Genomic DNA, 14,963 nt, shown 5'->3' on the forward strand with positions numbered 1-14,963 from the left:
CGATGTGCTCCGATCACTCGAACTGATCGGACGCCTTCCGGCAGGCCGCCAGCAGTACGGCGAGGTCGCCGCCGACCGTCGTACCGGCGGGGACCGCGAGGCTGGTCGTGAGCGCCAGCCGGGGCCGCGGGCGACGGAACGCCACTCGGCCCTCACGGAGCAGGCGGGCGTGCGACTCGTAGATGACGGTCCAGCTCGGGGTGCCGGCGCCGATCGCGGCGTGGGTGTCCTGGAGGCTGCTGGAGCGGGGGCCCAGGACCGGCTCGAAGCCTTCGGCGGCGCAGGCCGATATGACCAGGTCGACGAGCGGCGGGTTGGTCCGGCGCTGGGTGATTCTCAGCGGGATCTGGCGGAGGTCTTTCAATGACACGGTGCCGTCGGGCGCGGTTGCTTTGGGGAGGGCGACGAGCAGATCGTCTTCCCAGACGGGCAGAAATTCCAGTCCGGCGGCCTCAGTGGTGCCTCGGACGAAAGCGGCGTCGAGTTGTCTGCTTCGCACCCGGTCCAGGCGGGCGCGGGTCGACGTACTCACAAGCTCGACGTACAGGCCCTGGGACGAGAGTTCCGCGACGACCGTCTCCAGCCGTTCTCCTAGCCCTGTGCTGGTACCCAGCCGGAGGGTTCTGCTCGATCCGGTCGCGGCTGCTCGGGCGGTTTCTACTGCGGCCAGGACTGCTCTCGCGGCGGGGAGGAAGCGCTGGCCGGGCTCGGTGAGACGGATGGCGCGGGCGGAGCGGTCGAAGAGCTGGACGCCGAGCTCGCGTTCGAGCCGGGCGACCTGCTGACTGACACCGGGCTGACCGATGCCGAGCTGCTCGGCCGCACGCCCGAAGTTCAGCACCTCCGCGACCGTGACGAAGTACTGAATCTGCCGAAACTCCATGTGCCGATCATCGCGCGGGAATGGGGCGCGGGCGGGCGGGGTTGTGCTTGGTCATGGCGGAGAAGACTGTGAAGATTCCCGGGCCGGACCACCCGATCACTGTGGTGAAGAACCCGGACCGTGTCGTCGTGAAGGTCGGTGACCGGGTCGTCGCGGACACCCGGGACGCGCTGTCGCTGCAGGAGGCGAACTACCCCGCGGTGCAGTACATCCCGCGGGCGGACGTCGACTTCGCGCAGCTCGAGCGCACCGACCACCAGACGTACTGCCCCTACAAGGGCGACGCCTCCTACTACACGCTGCTGCCCGACGCGGAGAACGCGGTCTGGACGTACGAGCAGCCGTACGACGCGGTCGCCGACATCCGGGACCACGTCGCGTTCTACCCGGACAAGGTGTCGATCGAGATCACCGCCTGAGGAAGTCCTTCAAGACCGGAGCCAGGGCTTCCGGCAGTACGGCGTGCGTCAGGTCGGGTGTGGCGGTCACCTGCTGCGCGACCTCACGTGCTCCATCTGTTCCTCCTTGGCTTAACCGTTGGCGAGTGACCGGTCCGGGTGGTTCACTGCTTCGCGATGATTACCAGAGTCGACGACTACCTCCACGCCGTCCCGCTGTCCGGGGCGGAGGCTGAGCAGGTCGGTCCCTTCACCTTGTTCCGCAGTACGACGATCTGGCCGTACTACGCGCGCCCTGTCCCCGGTAGCGGGGCAACAATCGAGCCTAGCGACGTGGAGCTGGTGCGGAAGCGTTGCGCCGAGCTGGAGATCCCGCTGAGCTTCGAATGGGTCGTCGAGACCTGCCCGTCGCTGGGAGACGCTGCTGCGGCTGCCGGGCTCGAGGTCGTTCAGCACCCGCTGCTGGTGCTGGAGCGTGCTGACTTCCGCCCTGCCGTGGCTGATGCGCGCTGTGAGGTCCTGTCTGCTGACGAGGACGTAGTCCGCCAGGCACGGGCTGTCGTCAACCTGGCCTTCGGCGAGTCCGGTACGGCCGTTGGGAACGCAGGGCCTGCCGAGAGGGACACCGCGGCTGCTCAGCTCGCAGACGAGATGGTGGCAACGCTGCGCGACCGGATAGGCCGTGGCGTGTCAGTCGGCGCTGGGGCGTTCACCGAGGAGGGTCTGGTCGCTGCTGGTACTCACCAGCCGGTCGGCGCGGCTACCGAGATCGTCGGCGTCGGCACGCTGCCCGCGCTCCGGCGACGAGGCCTGGCCGCTGCCGTGACCTCAACGCTCGTCCAGCACGCCTTGGACAACGGTGTGGACCTCGTACTGCTCTCTGCCGAGGACGATGCGGTGGCTGCCGTCTACGAGCGCGTCGGCTTCCACCGGATCGGTCACACGGGAGCAGCGGAGTGACCGGGAGCCCGAGCACCCGCCTCGTCGTACTGCGCGGCAACTCGGGCTCCGGCAAGACCACCACTGCCCGGACGCTCCGCGAACGCCTCGGCCGCGGTACGGCCTGGGTCGAGCAGGACCACCTGCGCCGCATCCTGCTCCGCGAGCACGACGTACCGGGCGGTGTGAACATCGGCCTGATCGACCTGAACGTCAGGTACGCCCTCGACCACGGGTACGACGTGGTCCTCGAGGGCATCCTGAACGCCGGCCGGTACGGCGACATGCTCCGCCGGCTGACGGCCGAACACCGCGGGACGACGTTGCACTACTACTTCGACATCCCGTTCGCCGAGACCGTCGCCCGGCACGGGACCCGGGACAACCGCCACGAGTTCGGGCCGGACGCGATGCGGGAGTGGTACCGCGAGCGCGACCTACTGGACGGTGTCGAACAGACCGTGATCGGCCCGGGCAGCGCGCTCGACGAGACGGTGACCCGGATCCTGACCGACCTCCGCGCGGATCCCGTACCTTTGGAAGGATGAGCACGACCGAGCCGACCCGCCCCCGTACCCTCGCCGAGGCGCTGCGGAGCTGGGGCGACGCCGCGCTCGGCGAGCTGCTCCGCCGGCGTCCCGACCTGGCGCTGCCGATCCCGGGGGACACCGGACAGCTGGCCGCGCGGGCGACCAGCAACGCGTCGGCGGCGCGCGCGATCAACCGGCTCGACGAGTTCGGCGTGGACCTGCTGGAGGCGTTGTCCGCGCTCCCCGAGCCGGTCGATCTGGCCGCGCTGGCGCAGGGCGTCGGGCAGCCGGCGGACGTCGTCCAGCCGCGGGTCGCCGAGTTGCTCGAGCTTGCGCTGGTGTGGGGCACCGAGGACGACCTGCGGCCGATCCGGGCGGTGCACGAGTTGCTCGGGCCGACCCCGGCGGGGCTCGGTCCGAGTACCACCCGGCACTTCGGGGACCTGGACAAGCTGATCGAGGACGCGGGCCCGGACGCGCGCGCCGTACTCGAGAAACTGGCGTGGGGCCCGCCGACCGGGTCGGTCGAGAAGGCGGACCGGCCGGTGACGATCGCGTCCGCCCGGACGCCGGTGGAGCGGTTGCTGGCCCGCGGGCTCGTCGTACCGAAGGACGCGAACACCGTCGTCCTGCCCCGGCAGATCGGACTGCACCTGCGCGGCGGTCGGGTGCTGGCGTCGACCCGTCCGGTGCCGCCTCCGTTGGACGGCAAGAAGGTGTCGGCCATGATCGCCGACCGGGCCGCGGCCGGTGCTGCGCTGGACGTCGTGCGGCTCGTGGATCGTGCTTTGGAGCAGTTGGGGACGGAGCCTCCGCCGGTGCTTCGTACCGGCGGCGTTGGGGTCCGCGACCTGCGCAGTCTGGCCGGGAAGATCGGTGCGGAAGAGCACACGGCCGCGGCTGTGCTGGAAATGGCTTATGCGGCCGGGCTGGTCGCTGCGGTCGAAGTCGGTACCAGTGAGCTCTGGCTGCCCACGAGTGCGTACGACGACTGGCTGGAGCTGGACCTGGCGCATCGCTGGGCGCAGCTGGTTGTCGCGTGGTTCAACGGGCTCAGGGCGATCGGGCTGATCGGACGGCGCGACAGCACCGGCAGTAGCGCGACAGCACGCGAGCGGCTGATCAACGCGTTGGCCCCGGACCTGGAGCGGTTGCTGGCGCCCGAGATCCGGTTGCTGGCGCTGCAGGCACTGGCCGATGCCGGCACAGGTACGGCGCCTGCACCAGAGGCTGTGGTGACCTGGGTGGCCTGGCATCGGCCTCGGCGTGGCGGGCAGTTCCGGGACGATCTGGTCGAGTGGAGCATCTCTGAGGCGGCCCTGCTCGGGCTGACCGGGCTGGGGTCGTTGGCGAAGCACGCGCAGCCTTTGCTGGGTGCTGAGCCGACGGCTGACGAGCTGGCAGAGGCAATCAGCCCGCTGATGCCGGAGCCGGTGTCTGAGGTGCTGCTGCAGGCTGACCTCACGGCTGTTGCTCCTGGTCCGTTGGTGCGGTCTGTGCAGGACGAGCTGTCAGCTATGGCCGACGTGGAGTCGGACGGTGGAGCTGGTGTCTATCGGTTCAGTGAGAGCTCGGTACGGCGTGCATTCGACCTAGGGCGTACGGCTGAGCAGTTGCACGCGTGGCTGGCCGAACACTCGCGTACGCCGGTGCCGCAGCCGCTGGCGTACCTCGTCGACGACGTAGCGCGGCGGCACGGCGTACTGCGGCTGGGGACGGCATCGACGTACCTGCGGTGTGACGACGAGGCCGTGCTGACGCAACTGCTCAGCTCGAACCTGCCTGGTGTGCGTTTCCGGCGGTTGGCGCCGACCGTGGTGGTGTCGCCGTCACCGCCCGACATGGTGCTCAGCAGGCTGCGAGACGCCGGGCTGGCGCCGCTGGCGGAGACCTTCGACGGCGCGCTGCATGTCACCGGTACGCCGCGCCGGGGCGAGGCACCGCGACGCCGTACCAGCCGGGACTTCAACGAGAGCGCGTTCGACCTCACCGACGAGCAGGTGAAGGCCGTCATCGAAAAGGTCCGCACCGGCGACCGCATCGCCGCCGAACGCCCCGGCGACGAGGGCCTGGTCGAGCCGGCCGCTCCCGCGGAGACGATCGCCATCCTCACGAACGCCGCCGAGGCCCACACCCGGACCTGGATCTCGTACGTCGACCACAACGGCCACGCCTCCGAACGCATCGTAGAACCGGCCCGCGTCGCCGACGGCTGGCTCACCGCCTACGACGACACCACCGAAGCCCCTCGCACCTACGCCCTACACCGAATCTCAGCCGCCCGTCCCGTGGAGTGAAGCTTGCCCGCACTGCTGCTGATCCTGACCGGACTCCCCTACAGCGGTAAAACCACCCTGGGCCGCGCCCTTGAAGAAAGAGGCGCCGCGGTCGTCGAACTGGACCACATCAACCGCGAACGCGGCTTCCGCATCGAGGACGGCGTACCGATGGCCGAATGGCCCGAAACCATCCGCCAGGCGGAAACCCGCATCACTCAGCATCTGACTGATGGTTTCGAGGTGGTGGTCCTCAGCTGGGTCAACCCCACCAACCACGACCGCCAACGCTGGCAATCCTTCGCCGCCGCACAAGGCATCGACCACCAAGTCGTCTACGTAGCCGCCGACGACGTCCTGCTCGCGTCTCGCCGAACCATCCCCGCCCCTGACCGCCACAAACTCTCCGACGCCGTCATCCAACGCGTCCACCGGCGCTTCCAACCCCCCACCGAAGCCATCACGGTCCAGGCGAACTGGCCCCTCCAACAACAGCTCGACACTGTCAGAGCCGGGTGGAGTAGCTCAGCCCAACCGGGCGGACAAGTCGACTAACGCCGCCTGCCACGCGTCGTACGCTGACGGATCCGCTTCCTGCCAGAGCTCGAGCAACTCCGACTCGTCGGCCCGGACTCGCTCGACCGCCGCCTTCGCGACACTCTGCAGCTTCGCCACCTCAGGGTGCTGCGCGACCCACGCGACACCGGACTCGCTGTACGGGTTGGGCGGCAACCCACGCCCTAGCGCGACAGCCACCAGCTCCGCTGCGGCCAGCGCTTCTGCTCCCTGCCCAGCCTCCAGGTAGTCGTCCAGGGACAACCCGGCTACCTCGCGAAGGAGATCCTCAACCTGGTCCGTCGTCCCACCATCGGCCAGATCACCCACCCAGTCTGCAGCGTCATCGTTCCCGAACACCGACGCATCCCAAGTTCCCATGGCAGCGCAATCTACAACCCCAGGTTGCGGAGGCTCAGTCGACTTTGCCTCCACCTCGAACGGTGTTTGGCCGGAACAGGCACAATGGAGGGTCGGGTGTCGTGGATGGGAGCTGTGGTGACGGACGGTCCTTTGATCGTGCAGTCGGACAAGACCTTGTTGTTGGAGACGGCGCATGCGGACGCCAACGAGTGCCGGAAGGCGATAGCGCCGTTCGCCGAGTTGGAGCGGGCGCCGGAGCACGTGCACACGTACCGGCTGACCCCGCTCGGCCTGTGGAACGCACGGGCCGCCGGGCATGACGCGGAGCAGGTGATCGACGTACTGCTGCGCTACAGCCGCTACCCGGTCCCCCACTCGCTGCTGGTCGACATCGCCGAGACCCTGGATCGGTACGGGCGGCTGCGGCTCGAGAAGCACCCGCAGCACGGGCTGGTACTCGTGACGACCGACCGGCCGGTGCTGGAAGAGGTCCTGCGCAGCAACAAGGTGAAGCCGATGCTGGGCGCACGGCTCGACGACGACACCGTCCTGGTGCACCCGTCGGAGCGCGGCCACCTCAAGCAGACCTTGCTGAAGCTGGGCTGGCCGGCCGAGGACCTGGCCGGGTACGTCGACGGCGAGGCGCACCAGATCGACCTGGTGACGGACGGCTGGGAGCTGCGGCCGTACCAGGAGCAGGCGACCGACTCGTTCTGGCACGGCGGCTCCGGTGTCGTCGTGCTCCCGTGTGGCGCCGGCAAGACGATCGTCGGCGCGGCCGCGATGGCGCAGGCGTCCGCGACCACGCTGATCCTGGTCACGAACACGGTGTCCGCCCGGCAGTGGAAGGACGAGCTGCTGCGCCGTACGACGCTGACCGAGGACGAGATCGGCGAGTACTCCGGGGCGCGCAAGGAGATCCGCCCGGTCACGATCGCGACGTACCAGGTCATGACGACGCGGCGGAAGGGCGTCTACACGCACCTGGAGCTGTTCGACGCCCGCGACTGGGGCCTGATCGTGTACGACGAGGTGCACCTGTTGCCGGCGCCGATCTTCCGGATGACGGCGGACCTGCAGACCCGCCGGCGGCTCGGGCTGACCGCGACGCTGGTCCGCGAGGACGGGCGCGAGGGCGACGTGTTCTCGCTGATCGGGCCGAAGCGGTACGACGCGCCGTGGAAGGACATCGAGGCGCAGGGCTGGATCGCGCCCGCGGACTGCGTCGAAGTACGGGTGGACCTGGAGCAGACCGAGCGGTTCGTGTACGCGACGGCCGAGCCGGAGGACCGCTACCGGCTGGCCGCGTCCACGCCGGCCAAGTCCAAGCTGGTACGCCGCATCGCCGAGCACCACGCGGGCGAACCGCTGCTCGTCATCGGTCAGTACATCGACCAGCTGGACGAGCTGGGCGAGCGCCTCGAATGCCCGGTGATCAAGGGCGAAACCACCGTCCGCGAACGGCAGCGCCTGTTCGACGCCTTCCGGCACGGCGAGATCACCCGCCTGGTGGTCAGCAAGGTCGCCAACTTCTCCATCGACCTCCCCGAAGCGTCGGTGGCCATCCAGGTCTCCGGCACCTTCGGCTCCCGCCAGGAAGAAGCCCAACGCCTCGGCCGCGTCCTCCGCCCCAAGGGCGACGGCCGCACCGCCCGCTTCTACTCCATCGTCGCCCGCGACACCATCGACGCCGAATTCGCCGCCCACCGCCAACGCTTCCTCGCCGAACAGGGCTACGCCTATACGATCGTGGACGCAGAGAACCTGTTCGCCTGAGCGGTACAGACCGACAGGAGATGTCGGATCAACCCGTCCCGCGGCGCGCTCGGCCGCGGTCACGGTCGCTCGATCAAGCAAGACATCTCCTGTCACTGTGTACCTCAGGCGGCCAGACGCTGAGCCAACACCGAGCGGACAGTGGCGACCACCCAGGCGGGGTCGCCGATGACCGAGGTCGACCCGGGCGCGGAACGACCCGTTGCCCACCACGAGTTGTGGTTCGAACCCGTCGATGCCCGCGCTGATCAGAAGGGCCCGGAGCATGGATTCGAGGAAACTGCCGGACAAGCCGATCGCGGCCTCAGCCACAGCGCGGGCGTTGGGACAACCGTAGCCGCGGATCGCCGCGGTCGCCGCCAGCAGTTCGTCCTGACTGATCCGACCGGTGCCGAGCGCCGCGTCCGCGACGGCGAGGCCTTCACCGAACGGGAGAATGCGAGCGGAGTCGACTACTGTCCGCAGTGGTGCGGTGATCCGCCTCCGGCGCTCGTCGGAGTCTGTGTCGGCCCAGTGCAGGACAGCAGGTGGGCCGGAGCGAGAGTGGCGGTTCGGCGGGACGATGATGTGCGGCTTCTCCGGTGCCACCAGCAACGGGAAGCCCATCGCTGCTGCCGCGCTCGTGTGTGAGAGGACACCGTCGTACGAGAGCGCCGCCGCGATGCCGGCCGGAAGTTCAGGCAGAGCGTAGATCCCACGCCCGATCCGCTGCACTTCTCCCCGCGCAAGGGCAGCCCTGAGTGCTTTCCTCGAGACGAAAGTGGCCAGGTCGGAGAACGTGGCCCAGCCGCCCTGCCGTCCGAGGATCTCCGAGAGCGATTCCATCGGTGGATGGTGCCTGATCGGGGCCCACTCGCGACTTCGGTTGTCCACAGGGGACAGAGCGACAGGACATGTCCTCCGGCACTCAGGACATCTGCGCTCAACCGGGTCCTCCCCCGCGCCGCTTTGGGCTACATGTCCTGTCGGTGTGTACCTCGCCCCCTACTCGCCCAGGCGGGTGTGGATGCCGTTGAAGTGGGACTTCATCGAGGTGGCGTAGGTGGTGGGGTTGCCGGATTCGAGGGCTCTGAGGAGGTCTCGGTGCCAGGCGGCGGCGTCGGCGGGGGTGTAGCGGGCGCCGGGGAGGCGGGCGTCGACCTGGGCGAAGGTTCGCCAGAAGACCGACAGTAGGTCGATCACCAGGGCGTTGCCCAGGGGCTCGTACAGGGCCTGGTGGAAGGCCCAGTCCTCGTCGGGGAAGTAGTTGCCTTCGGCGGCCTGGGCTTCCATGCGTTCGACGATGGGCTCGAGGGTCTTGTAGCCGTGGTTCTTGAAGTGTTCGACCACGTCGTCGGCCAAGCCGACCTCGATGGCCTGGCGGACCTCCAGGACGTTCTGTACGTCGCGGAGGTCGCCGGCCATCGACTGGGACATGCGGAAGGCCAGGCCGTCCTCCAGGGACTGGAGGTTGACCTCGCCCACGTACGTGCCGTAGCCGTGCCGGATCTCGATGATCCCGACGGCCTGCAGTGCCTTCATCGCCTCGCGGAGCGGGTGCCGGCCGACGCCGAGTTGGGCCATCAGGTCCTGCTCGTTCGGCAGCGGATCACCGGCCTTCAGCCCGCGCTCCAGGATGTACGACTTCATCGCGTCCCGGATGAAGGACTGGTTCCCGGCTGCGCCGCGTGCCCGGCTGAGTCCACCCGTTGTCACCGCACGCCTCCCTTGGACCCCGTTGGACCGTTCAGTGTAATCCGGCGCGGTCCAGTAGCGGCCGGATCGCGGCGATCTCCGTGTCGCTCAACGGAATACACGGGTACGCCGTGATCGGGCAGTCGATCACGCCCAGCAGGTGCAGGCCCGCCTTGAACGCACCCAACGCCGACGAACTGGCGCCCATCCGGGACCGGTCGGGCACCTTGATGATGTCGAACAGCCGGAACAGCCGGTCCTGCTCCTCACGCGCCGCCACGGCCTCCCCGGCGACAGCCGCCTTGTACAACCGCACGTAGCCCGCAGGGTCCACGTTGCCCAGGCCGGGTACGACGCCGTCGACGCCGAAGGCCAGCGAGGAGTCGACCGTCACCTCGGAGCCGGTCATGATCGTGAAACCGTCGAGGTGCTTCTCGCGGCGGGAGATGACCAGTTCGCGGAGCGAGGTCTCCTGGCCGGACGAATCCTTCACGCCGGCGATCACGCCCTGTTCCCCCAGGGAGATGACGAGGGATGCGGGCAGCTTCGTGCCGGCCCGGGGTGGGATGTCGTAGGCATACAGCGGGGTGTCCTCGGCCTGCGCGGCCAGCCGCTTGAAGTGCCGCTCGATCTCCGCGGGATGCGTGGCGGCGTAGAAGGGAGCTGTGGCGACCAGTCCGTCCACGCCGGCCTTCAGGGCGGCCGAGACATGGGCGGCGACGCGGTTGGTGGAGGTGTCGATGACACCGGCCAGCACCGGCACCTGGCCGGCGACCTCCGCGACGGTCGTCTCCAGCACGACCTGGCGCTGCTCGTCCGTCAGGAACGTTCCCTCGCCGGAGGTGCCGAGCACGAACACCCCGTCCACACCCCCGGTGAGCTGGTACTGGATCAGCCGGGCCAGGGACGCTGTGTCGACGTCGTACGACGGGGTGAGCGGGGTGACGAGCGGCGGTACGACGCCGGTCAGCTGGGCGGACTCGGTCAAAACAACTCCAACCTCTAAAGGGCGAATGTGGCGAAGCGCAAGGTCGCGAACGAGGACGTCTCACCGGCCTCGTAGAAGATGCCGACCGAACCGTCCGGGAGCAGCACCAGGTCGGAATACCCGGCCATGCCCTCGTGCACGACCAGCTCCGGCTTCCAGGAGGCTCCTGCGTCCGAGCTGACGAAAACGGTCAGTTCCCGGCGGGACGTCGGGTTCACCGGCGTGGACAACAGCAGCCGCCCGTCCGGCAGGCACAGCACGCTGCCCTGGATCCCCGGCGCGGTGATCTCGGGGATCCCGGCGTACGGCGCGTCCAGGGTCCGGCCGCCGTCCGACGACCAGGCGTGCACACGAGCGGGACCGGTGCCCTGGTGGTTGCGGGCATTGAAGTACAGCCGCCCGTCGGGCAGTTCGGCGACGGCGGTCTCGTTCGCGTTGATCTCCGGGCCGTCGTTGCGGTCGACGAACCCGACCGACCAGGTGACACCGCCGTCGTCGCTGTAGATGCAGTGCCCGCCGTTCAGCCGGGTCAGGTCCTCGACCGGCTCGGACGGCACGAACGAGTGGTTCGCCGGTACGACGAGCCGCCCGGTACGCAAGGTGATCCCGTGACACGGACCGGTCGCGTACCAGCCCCAGTCGTCCGGCTTGACCTGCGCCGTGATCTCGACCGTCGGGCTCCAGGTCGCGCCGTCGTCGGACGAACGCTGCACGAAAATCCGCCGGCCGGAGACCGGATCGGTGCCGCGGGCAAGCGACATCTCGACCGCGTCCGCGCCGTTCTGCACGGTCACGAGCACGATGTCGCCGGACGCCGGGTCGAGCAGCGGCACCGGGTTCCCGCAGGTCTTGCCGGGCGCCGCGGACACCACCTGCAACGGCAGCCAGGTCCGGCCGCCGTCGAGCGAGCGCCGCAGCACCACCTCGATCTCACCGGCGTCACCCGACCCGTGCAGCCGGCCCTCACAGAACGCGAGCAGCACCGAGCCACGCGCCAGCACCGCCGGGATGCGGAACGTGTGATACCCGCTGCCCGCCGGATCGAAGATTTCCGAAGCGCCGACTCTTGAAGACATAGGACGTACTATGTCATGGTGTGGCCCTCCGATGGAAGTGAGGCCTCATGCCGGTCAGCAGAAGAAGTTTCCTCGGTGGCGGCCTGGCCGCTGCCGCTGTCGCGGTCACGGGTACGCCGCTGCTGGCGGGGTGCGCGTCCGACAAGAAGAACACCGCCGCCGCGAACGCGGCCGTGAAGCTGCCGACGTACGTGAAGTACGGCGAGGTGAAGCCGGACCTGCCCGGCACCGACGTGGTGCTCGACGGGTTCCTCAAGTACCCGGCGAGCCCGGTGAAGGCGATCACCGACGTCCCCGGCGACGGCAAGCCGATCACGTTCATGACGAACATCCCCGGCGCGATCCCGCCGGCCGCCGACAAGAACCAGTTCTGGCAGGAAGTCAACAAGCGCCTCGGCTCCGAGCTGCAGATCAGCATGGCGTCGAACGACGAGTACAAGGACAAGTTCGCGACCCGGATCGCGGGCGGTGACCTGCCGGACATCCTGAACATCCCGACCGACACCCCGCAGATCCCCGGCCTGGTGAAGTCCAAGTGCATGGACCTGACCGAGCACCTGTCCGGCGACGCCGCGAAGAAGTACCCGTTCCTGGCCAACATCCCGACCGAGTACTGGAAGGGCTGCGTCTTCAACGGCGCGATCTACGGCGTCCCGGTGCCGCGCGGCATGTCCCGGACGTCGCTGCCGCTGTACCGCACGGACCTGCTCGCCGCGAAGGGCATCACCGACCCGGCGCCGAAGAACTTCCAGGAGTTCTTCGACCTGTGCAAGGAGATGACCTCGGCGAAGGACAACCGCTGGGCGTGGACCCGGGTACCGCTGTCGTACCTCCGGATGATGCTTGGTCTTCCCAACAACTGGAAGGAAGACGGCGGCAAGTTCACCTCGATGTACGAGGCGGACGCGAACACCGAGGCGCTCGAGGCGGCGCGCAAGCTGGTCGCCGCCGGCGTCGTCAACCCGGATGCGTTCAACGACAAGGCGAGCGCCCGCAAGCAGTGGTTCAACGGCGGTATCGCGGCCTTCGACTACGACAGTTTCGTCGCGTGGAACCAGTACTACAACGACAACACGGCCGGACCGGCGTTCGGGGTCAACATGCTCGACGTACCGGGGTTCGCCGGCGGCGAGGGCAAGCCGTGGATGGGTGCGGCGTTGAACAACGTGACGTCGTTCAACAAGGACAGCAAGCACTCCGCCGAGACGCTGCTGAAGATCGCGAACTGGATGGCGGCGCCGTTCGGCACCGAGGAGTACCTGTTCCGCAAGTACGGCGTGGCCGGGCGGCACTACACGCTGCAGGGCACGGACCCGGTTCCGACGAAGGTCGGTACGGTCGAGACCGGCATCGGTCTGCAGTACATCAGCGACTCCACGCTGGCGCTCTACTGGGCCGGCAAGCCTGACGTGCCGCAGAAGCAGCACGCGATCCAGGCGAAGGTCGCGGACCGGCTGGTGTACGACGCGTCGTACGGCCTGTACTCCGACACGTCGTCGAAGAAGTCGGCGCAGCTGGTGAAGTCCATGAACGACCTGGAGAACCAGATCGTGCAGGGGAAGAAGCCCGTGTCGGACTGGGCCGCGGGAGTCAAGACGTTCCTGTCGTCCGGCGGTGAGAAGATCCGCGGCGAACTGCAGGACGCTTTCGCCACGGCAGGCGGGAAGTAATGCTGCAACGGACTTTCAAGCGGCCGCAGCAGCAGCTGAGCCTCGGCCGGCGGCTGCTGCGGGACCGCGTGCTGCTGCTGTTCGCGCTGCCCGGGGTCGCGTTGATCATCGCGTTCCACTACGTGCCGCTGCTGGGCAACGTCATCGCGTTCAAGGACTACCAGCCGTTCCTCGGGATCGGCGGCAGCGACTGGTCGGGCTGGGAGAACTTCAGCGTGATCTTCAACGGCGACCCGGCGTTCCTGCGGGCGTTGAAGAACACGCTGATCCTCACCAGCCTGCAGTCGGTGTTCGTGTTCCCGGCGCCGATCCTGCTCGCGCTGCTGCTGAACTCGCTGTTCTCCGAGCGGATCAAGCGGATCGCGCAGAGCATCCTGTACCTGCCGCACTTCATGTCCTGGGTGATCGTGGTCGCGCTGTTCCAGCAGATGCTCGGCGGCAGCGGCCTGCTGAACAACTACCTGCGCTCGCACGACCTCTCGACGGTCAACATCATCGGGAACTCCGAGTTGTTCCACGTGCTGCTGACGTCGCAGATCATCTGGAAGGACACCGGCTGGGCGACGATCCTGTTCCTGGCCGCGCTGTCCCAGATCGACTCGCAGCTGTACGAGGCGGCAAGTGTGGACGGCGCGACCCGGATGCGGCAGCTCTGGCACGTCACGCTGCCGGGGCTGCGCGGGATCATCATCCTGCTGTTCATCCTGCGGCTGGGTGACTCGCTCACCGTCGGGTTCGAGCAGATCGTCCTGCAGCAGCAGGCGGTCGGCCGGGACGTCAGCGAGGTGCTGGACACGTACGTCTACAACAACGGTGTGCTCGGCGGCGCCTGGGGCGTCGCGGCGGCGGTCGGCCTGGTGAAGGGCGTCGTCGGTGTGATCCTCGTGCTGACCGCGAACAAGGTCGCGCACATCTTCGGCGAGCAGGGGGTGTACCAGAAATGAGCCGGAAGATTGTCCAGGGCGTACCGATGCCCGGCTGGCCGATGCGGATCTTCAAGGGCCTGGTCCTGCTGGTCTTCTGCGCGGTCGTGATCATCCCGTTCGTCGGCGTGATCTCGACCAGTGTCGCGCCGAACAAGCAGATCAACGAGTCCGGCGGCCTGGTGCTGCTGCCGAAGTCGATCAACTTCCGGGCGTACGAGTCGCTGTTCGCCGGCGGCGTGGTGACCCGGGCGCTGCTGGTCAGCATCTTCGTGACGATCGTCGGCACGCTGCTCAGCCTGACTGTGTCGTGCCTGCTCGCCTACGCGCTGTCGCGGCCCGGGTTCTCGGCGGGCCGGCCGATCCTGCTGATCGTGCTGTTCAGCATGCTGTTCTCCCCCGGCATCATCCCGCTGTACCTGACGGTCAAGGGCGTCGGGCTGCTGGACAGCATCTGGGCGCTGATCGTGCCGACGATGATCAGCGCGTTCAACGTCGTCGTACTGCGGGCGTTCTTCATGAACCTGCCGAACGAGATCACCGAGAGCGCCCGGATCGACGGGGCGGGTGAGCTGATGACGTTCTCGTACATCGTGCTGCCGCTGTCCAAGGCCGTGCTGTCGGTGATCGGCCTGTTCTACGCGGTGGCGTACTGGAACGCGTTCTTCTCCGCGCTGCTGTACCTGAACGACTCCAAGCTGTGGCCGTTGCAGCTGGTACTGCGGACGTACGTCATCAACGACACGCAGCTCGGCAGCGCCGAGCTCGGGACCGAACTGCTGCCGCCGCAGGCATCGATCCAGATGGCGATCCTGGTGGTGTCGATCGTGCCGATCCTGATCATCTATCCGTTCCTGCAACGGCACTTCGCGAAGGGGGTCCTGACCGGCGCGGTGAAGGGCTGAAATCCGG

General features: G+C 68.1%; 15 protein-coding genes and 1 pseudogene. 10 read left to right on the forward strand and 6 right to left on the reverse strand.

Annotated features, from left to right (window positions below; genetic code table 11):
- Positions 1-13: 13 nt before the first annotated feature.
- Entirely contained in the window at positions 14-883 is an 870-nt protein-coding gene (locus tag AB0M51_RS33800; RefSeq protein ID WP_344192015.1) for a LysR family transcriptional regulator, read from the reverse strand.
- A gap of 53 nt (positions 884-936) precedes the next feature.
- Between AB0M51_RS33800 and AB0M51_RS33805 the strand changes: the two genes are divergently transcribed.
- The 5 genes from AB0M51_RS33805 to AB0M51_RS33825 all read left to right on the forward strand — a co-directional run bounded on the left by AB0M51_RS33805 (position 937) and on the right by AB0M51_RS33825 (position 5,581).
- Positions 937-1,302, forward strand: coding sequence for a DUF427 domain-containing protein (locus tag AB0M51_RS33805; protein WP_344192013.1), 366 nt, complete (start codon positions 937-939; stop codon positions 1,300-1,302).
- Between the two features lie 156 nt (positions 1,303-1,458).
- Entirely contained in the window at positions 1,459-2,241 is a 783-nt protein-coding gene (locus tag AB0M51_RS33810) for a GNAT family N-acetyltransferase (RefSeq protein ID WP_363752011.1), read from the forward strand.
- A complete protein-coding gene (locus AB0M51_RS33815) occupies positions 2,238-2,768 on the forward strand; it encodes a kinase (protein WP_344192007.1) in 531 nt (176 codons plus the stop codon). The genes AB0M51_RS33810 and AB0M51_RS33815 overlap by 4 nt, the downstream gene beginning before the upstream one ends.
- Complete coding sequence (locus AB0M51_RS33820) at positions 2,765-5,047, forward strand: helicase C-terminal domain-containing protein (RefSeq protein WP_363752015.1); 2,283 nt, start codon at positions 2,765-2,767, stop codon at positions 5,045-5,047. The genes AB0M51_RS33815 and AB0M51_RS33820 overlap by 4 nt, the downstream gene beginning before the upstream one ends.
- A gap of 3 nt (positions 5,048-5,050) precedes the next feature.
- A complete protein-coding gene (locus AB0M51_RS33825; protein ID WP_363752018.1) occupies positions 5,051-5,581 on the forward strand; it encodes an AAA family ATPase in 531 nt (176 codons plus the stop codon).
- Here the strand turns inward: AB0M51_RS33825 and AB0M51_RS33830 are convergent.
- The gene (locus tag AB0M51_RS33830) at positions 5,552-5,962 is read right to left on the reverse strand and encodes a DUF4259 domain-containing protein (RefSeq protein ID WP_363752386.1); all 411 of its coding nucleotides are present in this window, start codon (positions 5,960-5,962) and stop codon (positions 5,552-5,554) included. The genes AB0M51_RS33825 and AB0M51_RS33830 overlap by 30 nt on opposite strands.
- 117 nt (positions 5,963-6,079) lie before the next feature.
- On the opposite strand from AB0M51_RS33830, the gene AB0M51_RS33835 reads away from it, so the two are divergent.
- Positions 6,080-7,720: a DNA repair helicase XPB gene (locus AB0M51_RS33835; protein ID WP_344192001.1), complete on the forward strand. Its 1,641-nt coding sequence runs from the start codon at positions 6,080-6,082 to the stop codon at positions 7,718-7,720.
- Positions 7,721-7,888: 168 nt separating this feature from the next.
- Positions 7,889-8,350, forward strand: coding sequence for a hypothetical protein (locus tag AB0M51_RS33840; protein ID WP_363752022.1), 462 nt, complete (start codon positions 7,889-7,891; stop codon positions 8,348-8,350).
- A 108-nt stretch (positions 8,351-8,458) separates the two neighbouring features.
- On the opposite strand, the pseudogene AB0M51_RS33845 reads toward AB0M51_RS33840, so the two are convergent.
- From AB0M51_RS33845 to AB0M51_RS33860, 4 genes and pseudogenes are all read right to left on the reverse strand, one after another.
- Positions 8,459-8,545: pseudogene (locus AB0M51_RS33845) on the reverse strand (hypothetical protein); the annotation flags it as partial.
- A 159-nt stretch (positions 8,546-8,704) separates the two neighbouring features.
- Positions 8,705-9,415, reverse strand: a complete 711-nt coding sequence (locus AB0M51_RS33850) for an FCD domain-containing protein (RefSeq protein WP_363752025.1) — start codon at positions 9,413-9,415, stop codon at positions 8,705-8,707.
- A gap of 31 nt (positions 9,416-9,446) precedes the next feature.
- Entirely contained in the window at positions 9,447-10,382 is a 936-nt protein-coding gene (locus AB0M51_RS33855; protein ID WP_363752028.1) for a dihydrodipicolinate synthase family protein, read from the reverse strand.
- Positions 10,383-10,396: 14 nt separating this feature from the next.
- Entirely contained in the window at positions 10,397-11,458 is a 1,062-nt protein-coding gene (locus tag AB0M51_RS33860; protein ID WP_363752031.1) for a sialidase family protein, read from the reverse strand.
- A gap of 47 nt (positions 11,459-11,505) precedes the next feature.
- On the opposite strand from AB0M51_RS33860, the gene AB0M51_RS33865 reads away from it, so the two are divergent.
- From AB0M51_RS33865 to AB0M51_RS33875, 3 genes are read left to right on the forward strand one after another with little or no spacing between them, the layout of a single operon-like run.
- A complete protein-coding gene (locus AB0M51_RS33865) occupies positions 11,506-13,128 on the forward strand; it encodes an extracellular solute-binding protein (RefSeq protein ID WP_363752034.1) in 1,623 nt (540 codons plus the stop codon).
- Complete coding sequence (locus AB0M51_RS33870; RefSeq protein WP_363752037.1) at positions 13,128-14,072, forward strand: ABC transporter permease subunit; 945 nt, start codon at positions 13,128-13,130, stop codon at positions 14,070-14,072. Before AB0M51_RS33865 ends, AB0M51_RS33870 begins: the two co-directional genes overlap by 1 nt.
- On the forward strand, positions 14,069-14,956 hold the full coding sequence (locus tag AB0M51_RS33875) for a carbohydrate ABC transporter permease (protein WP_363752040.1): 888 nt from the start codon (positions 14,069-14,071) through the stop codon (positions 14,954-14,956). Before AB0M51_RS33870 ends, AB0M51_RS33875 begins: the two co-directional genes overlap by 4 nt.
- The last annotated feature ends 7 nt before the right edge of the window (positions 14,957-14,963 follow it).

It is taken from the genome of Kribbella sp. NPDC051137 (assembly GCF_040682535.1).
GTDB classification, from domain to species: Bacteria; Actinomycetota; Actinomycetes; order Propionibacteriales; family Kribbellaceae; genus Kribbella; species Kribbella karoonensis.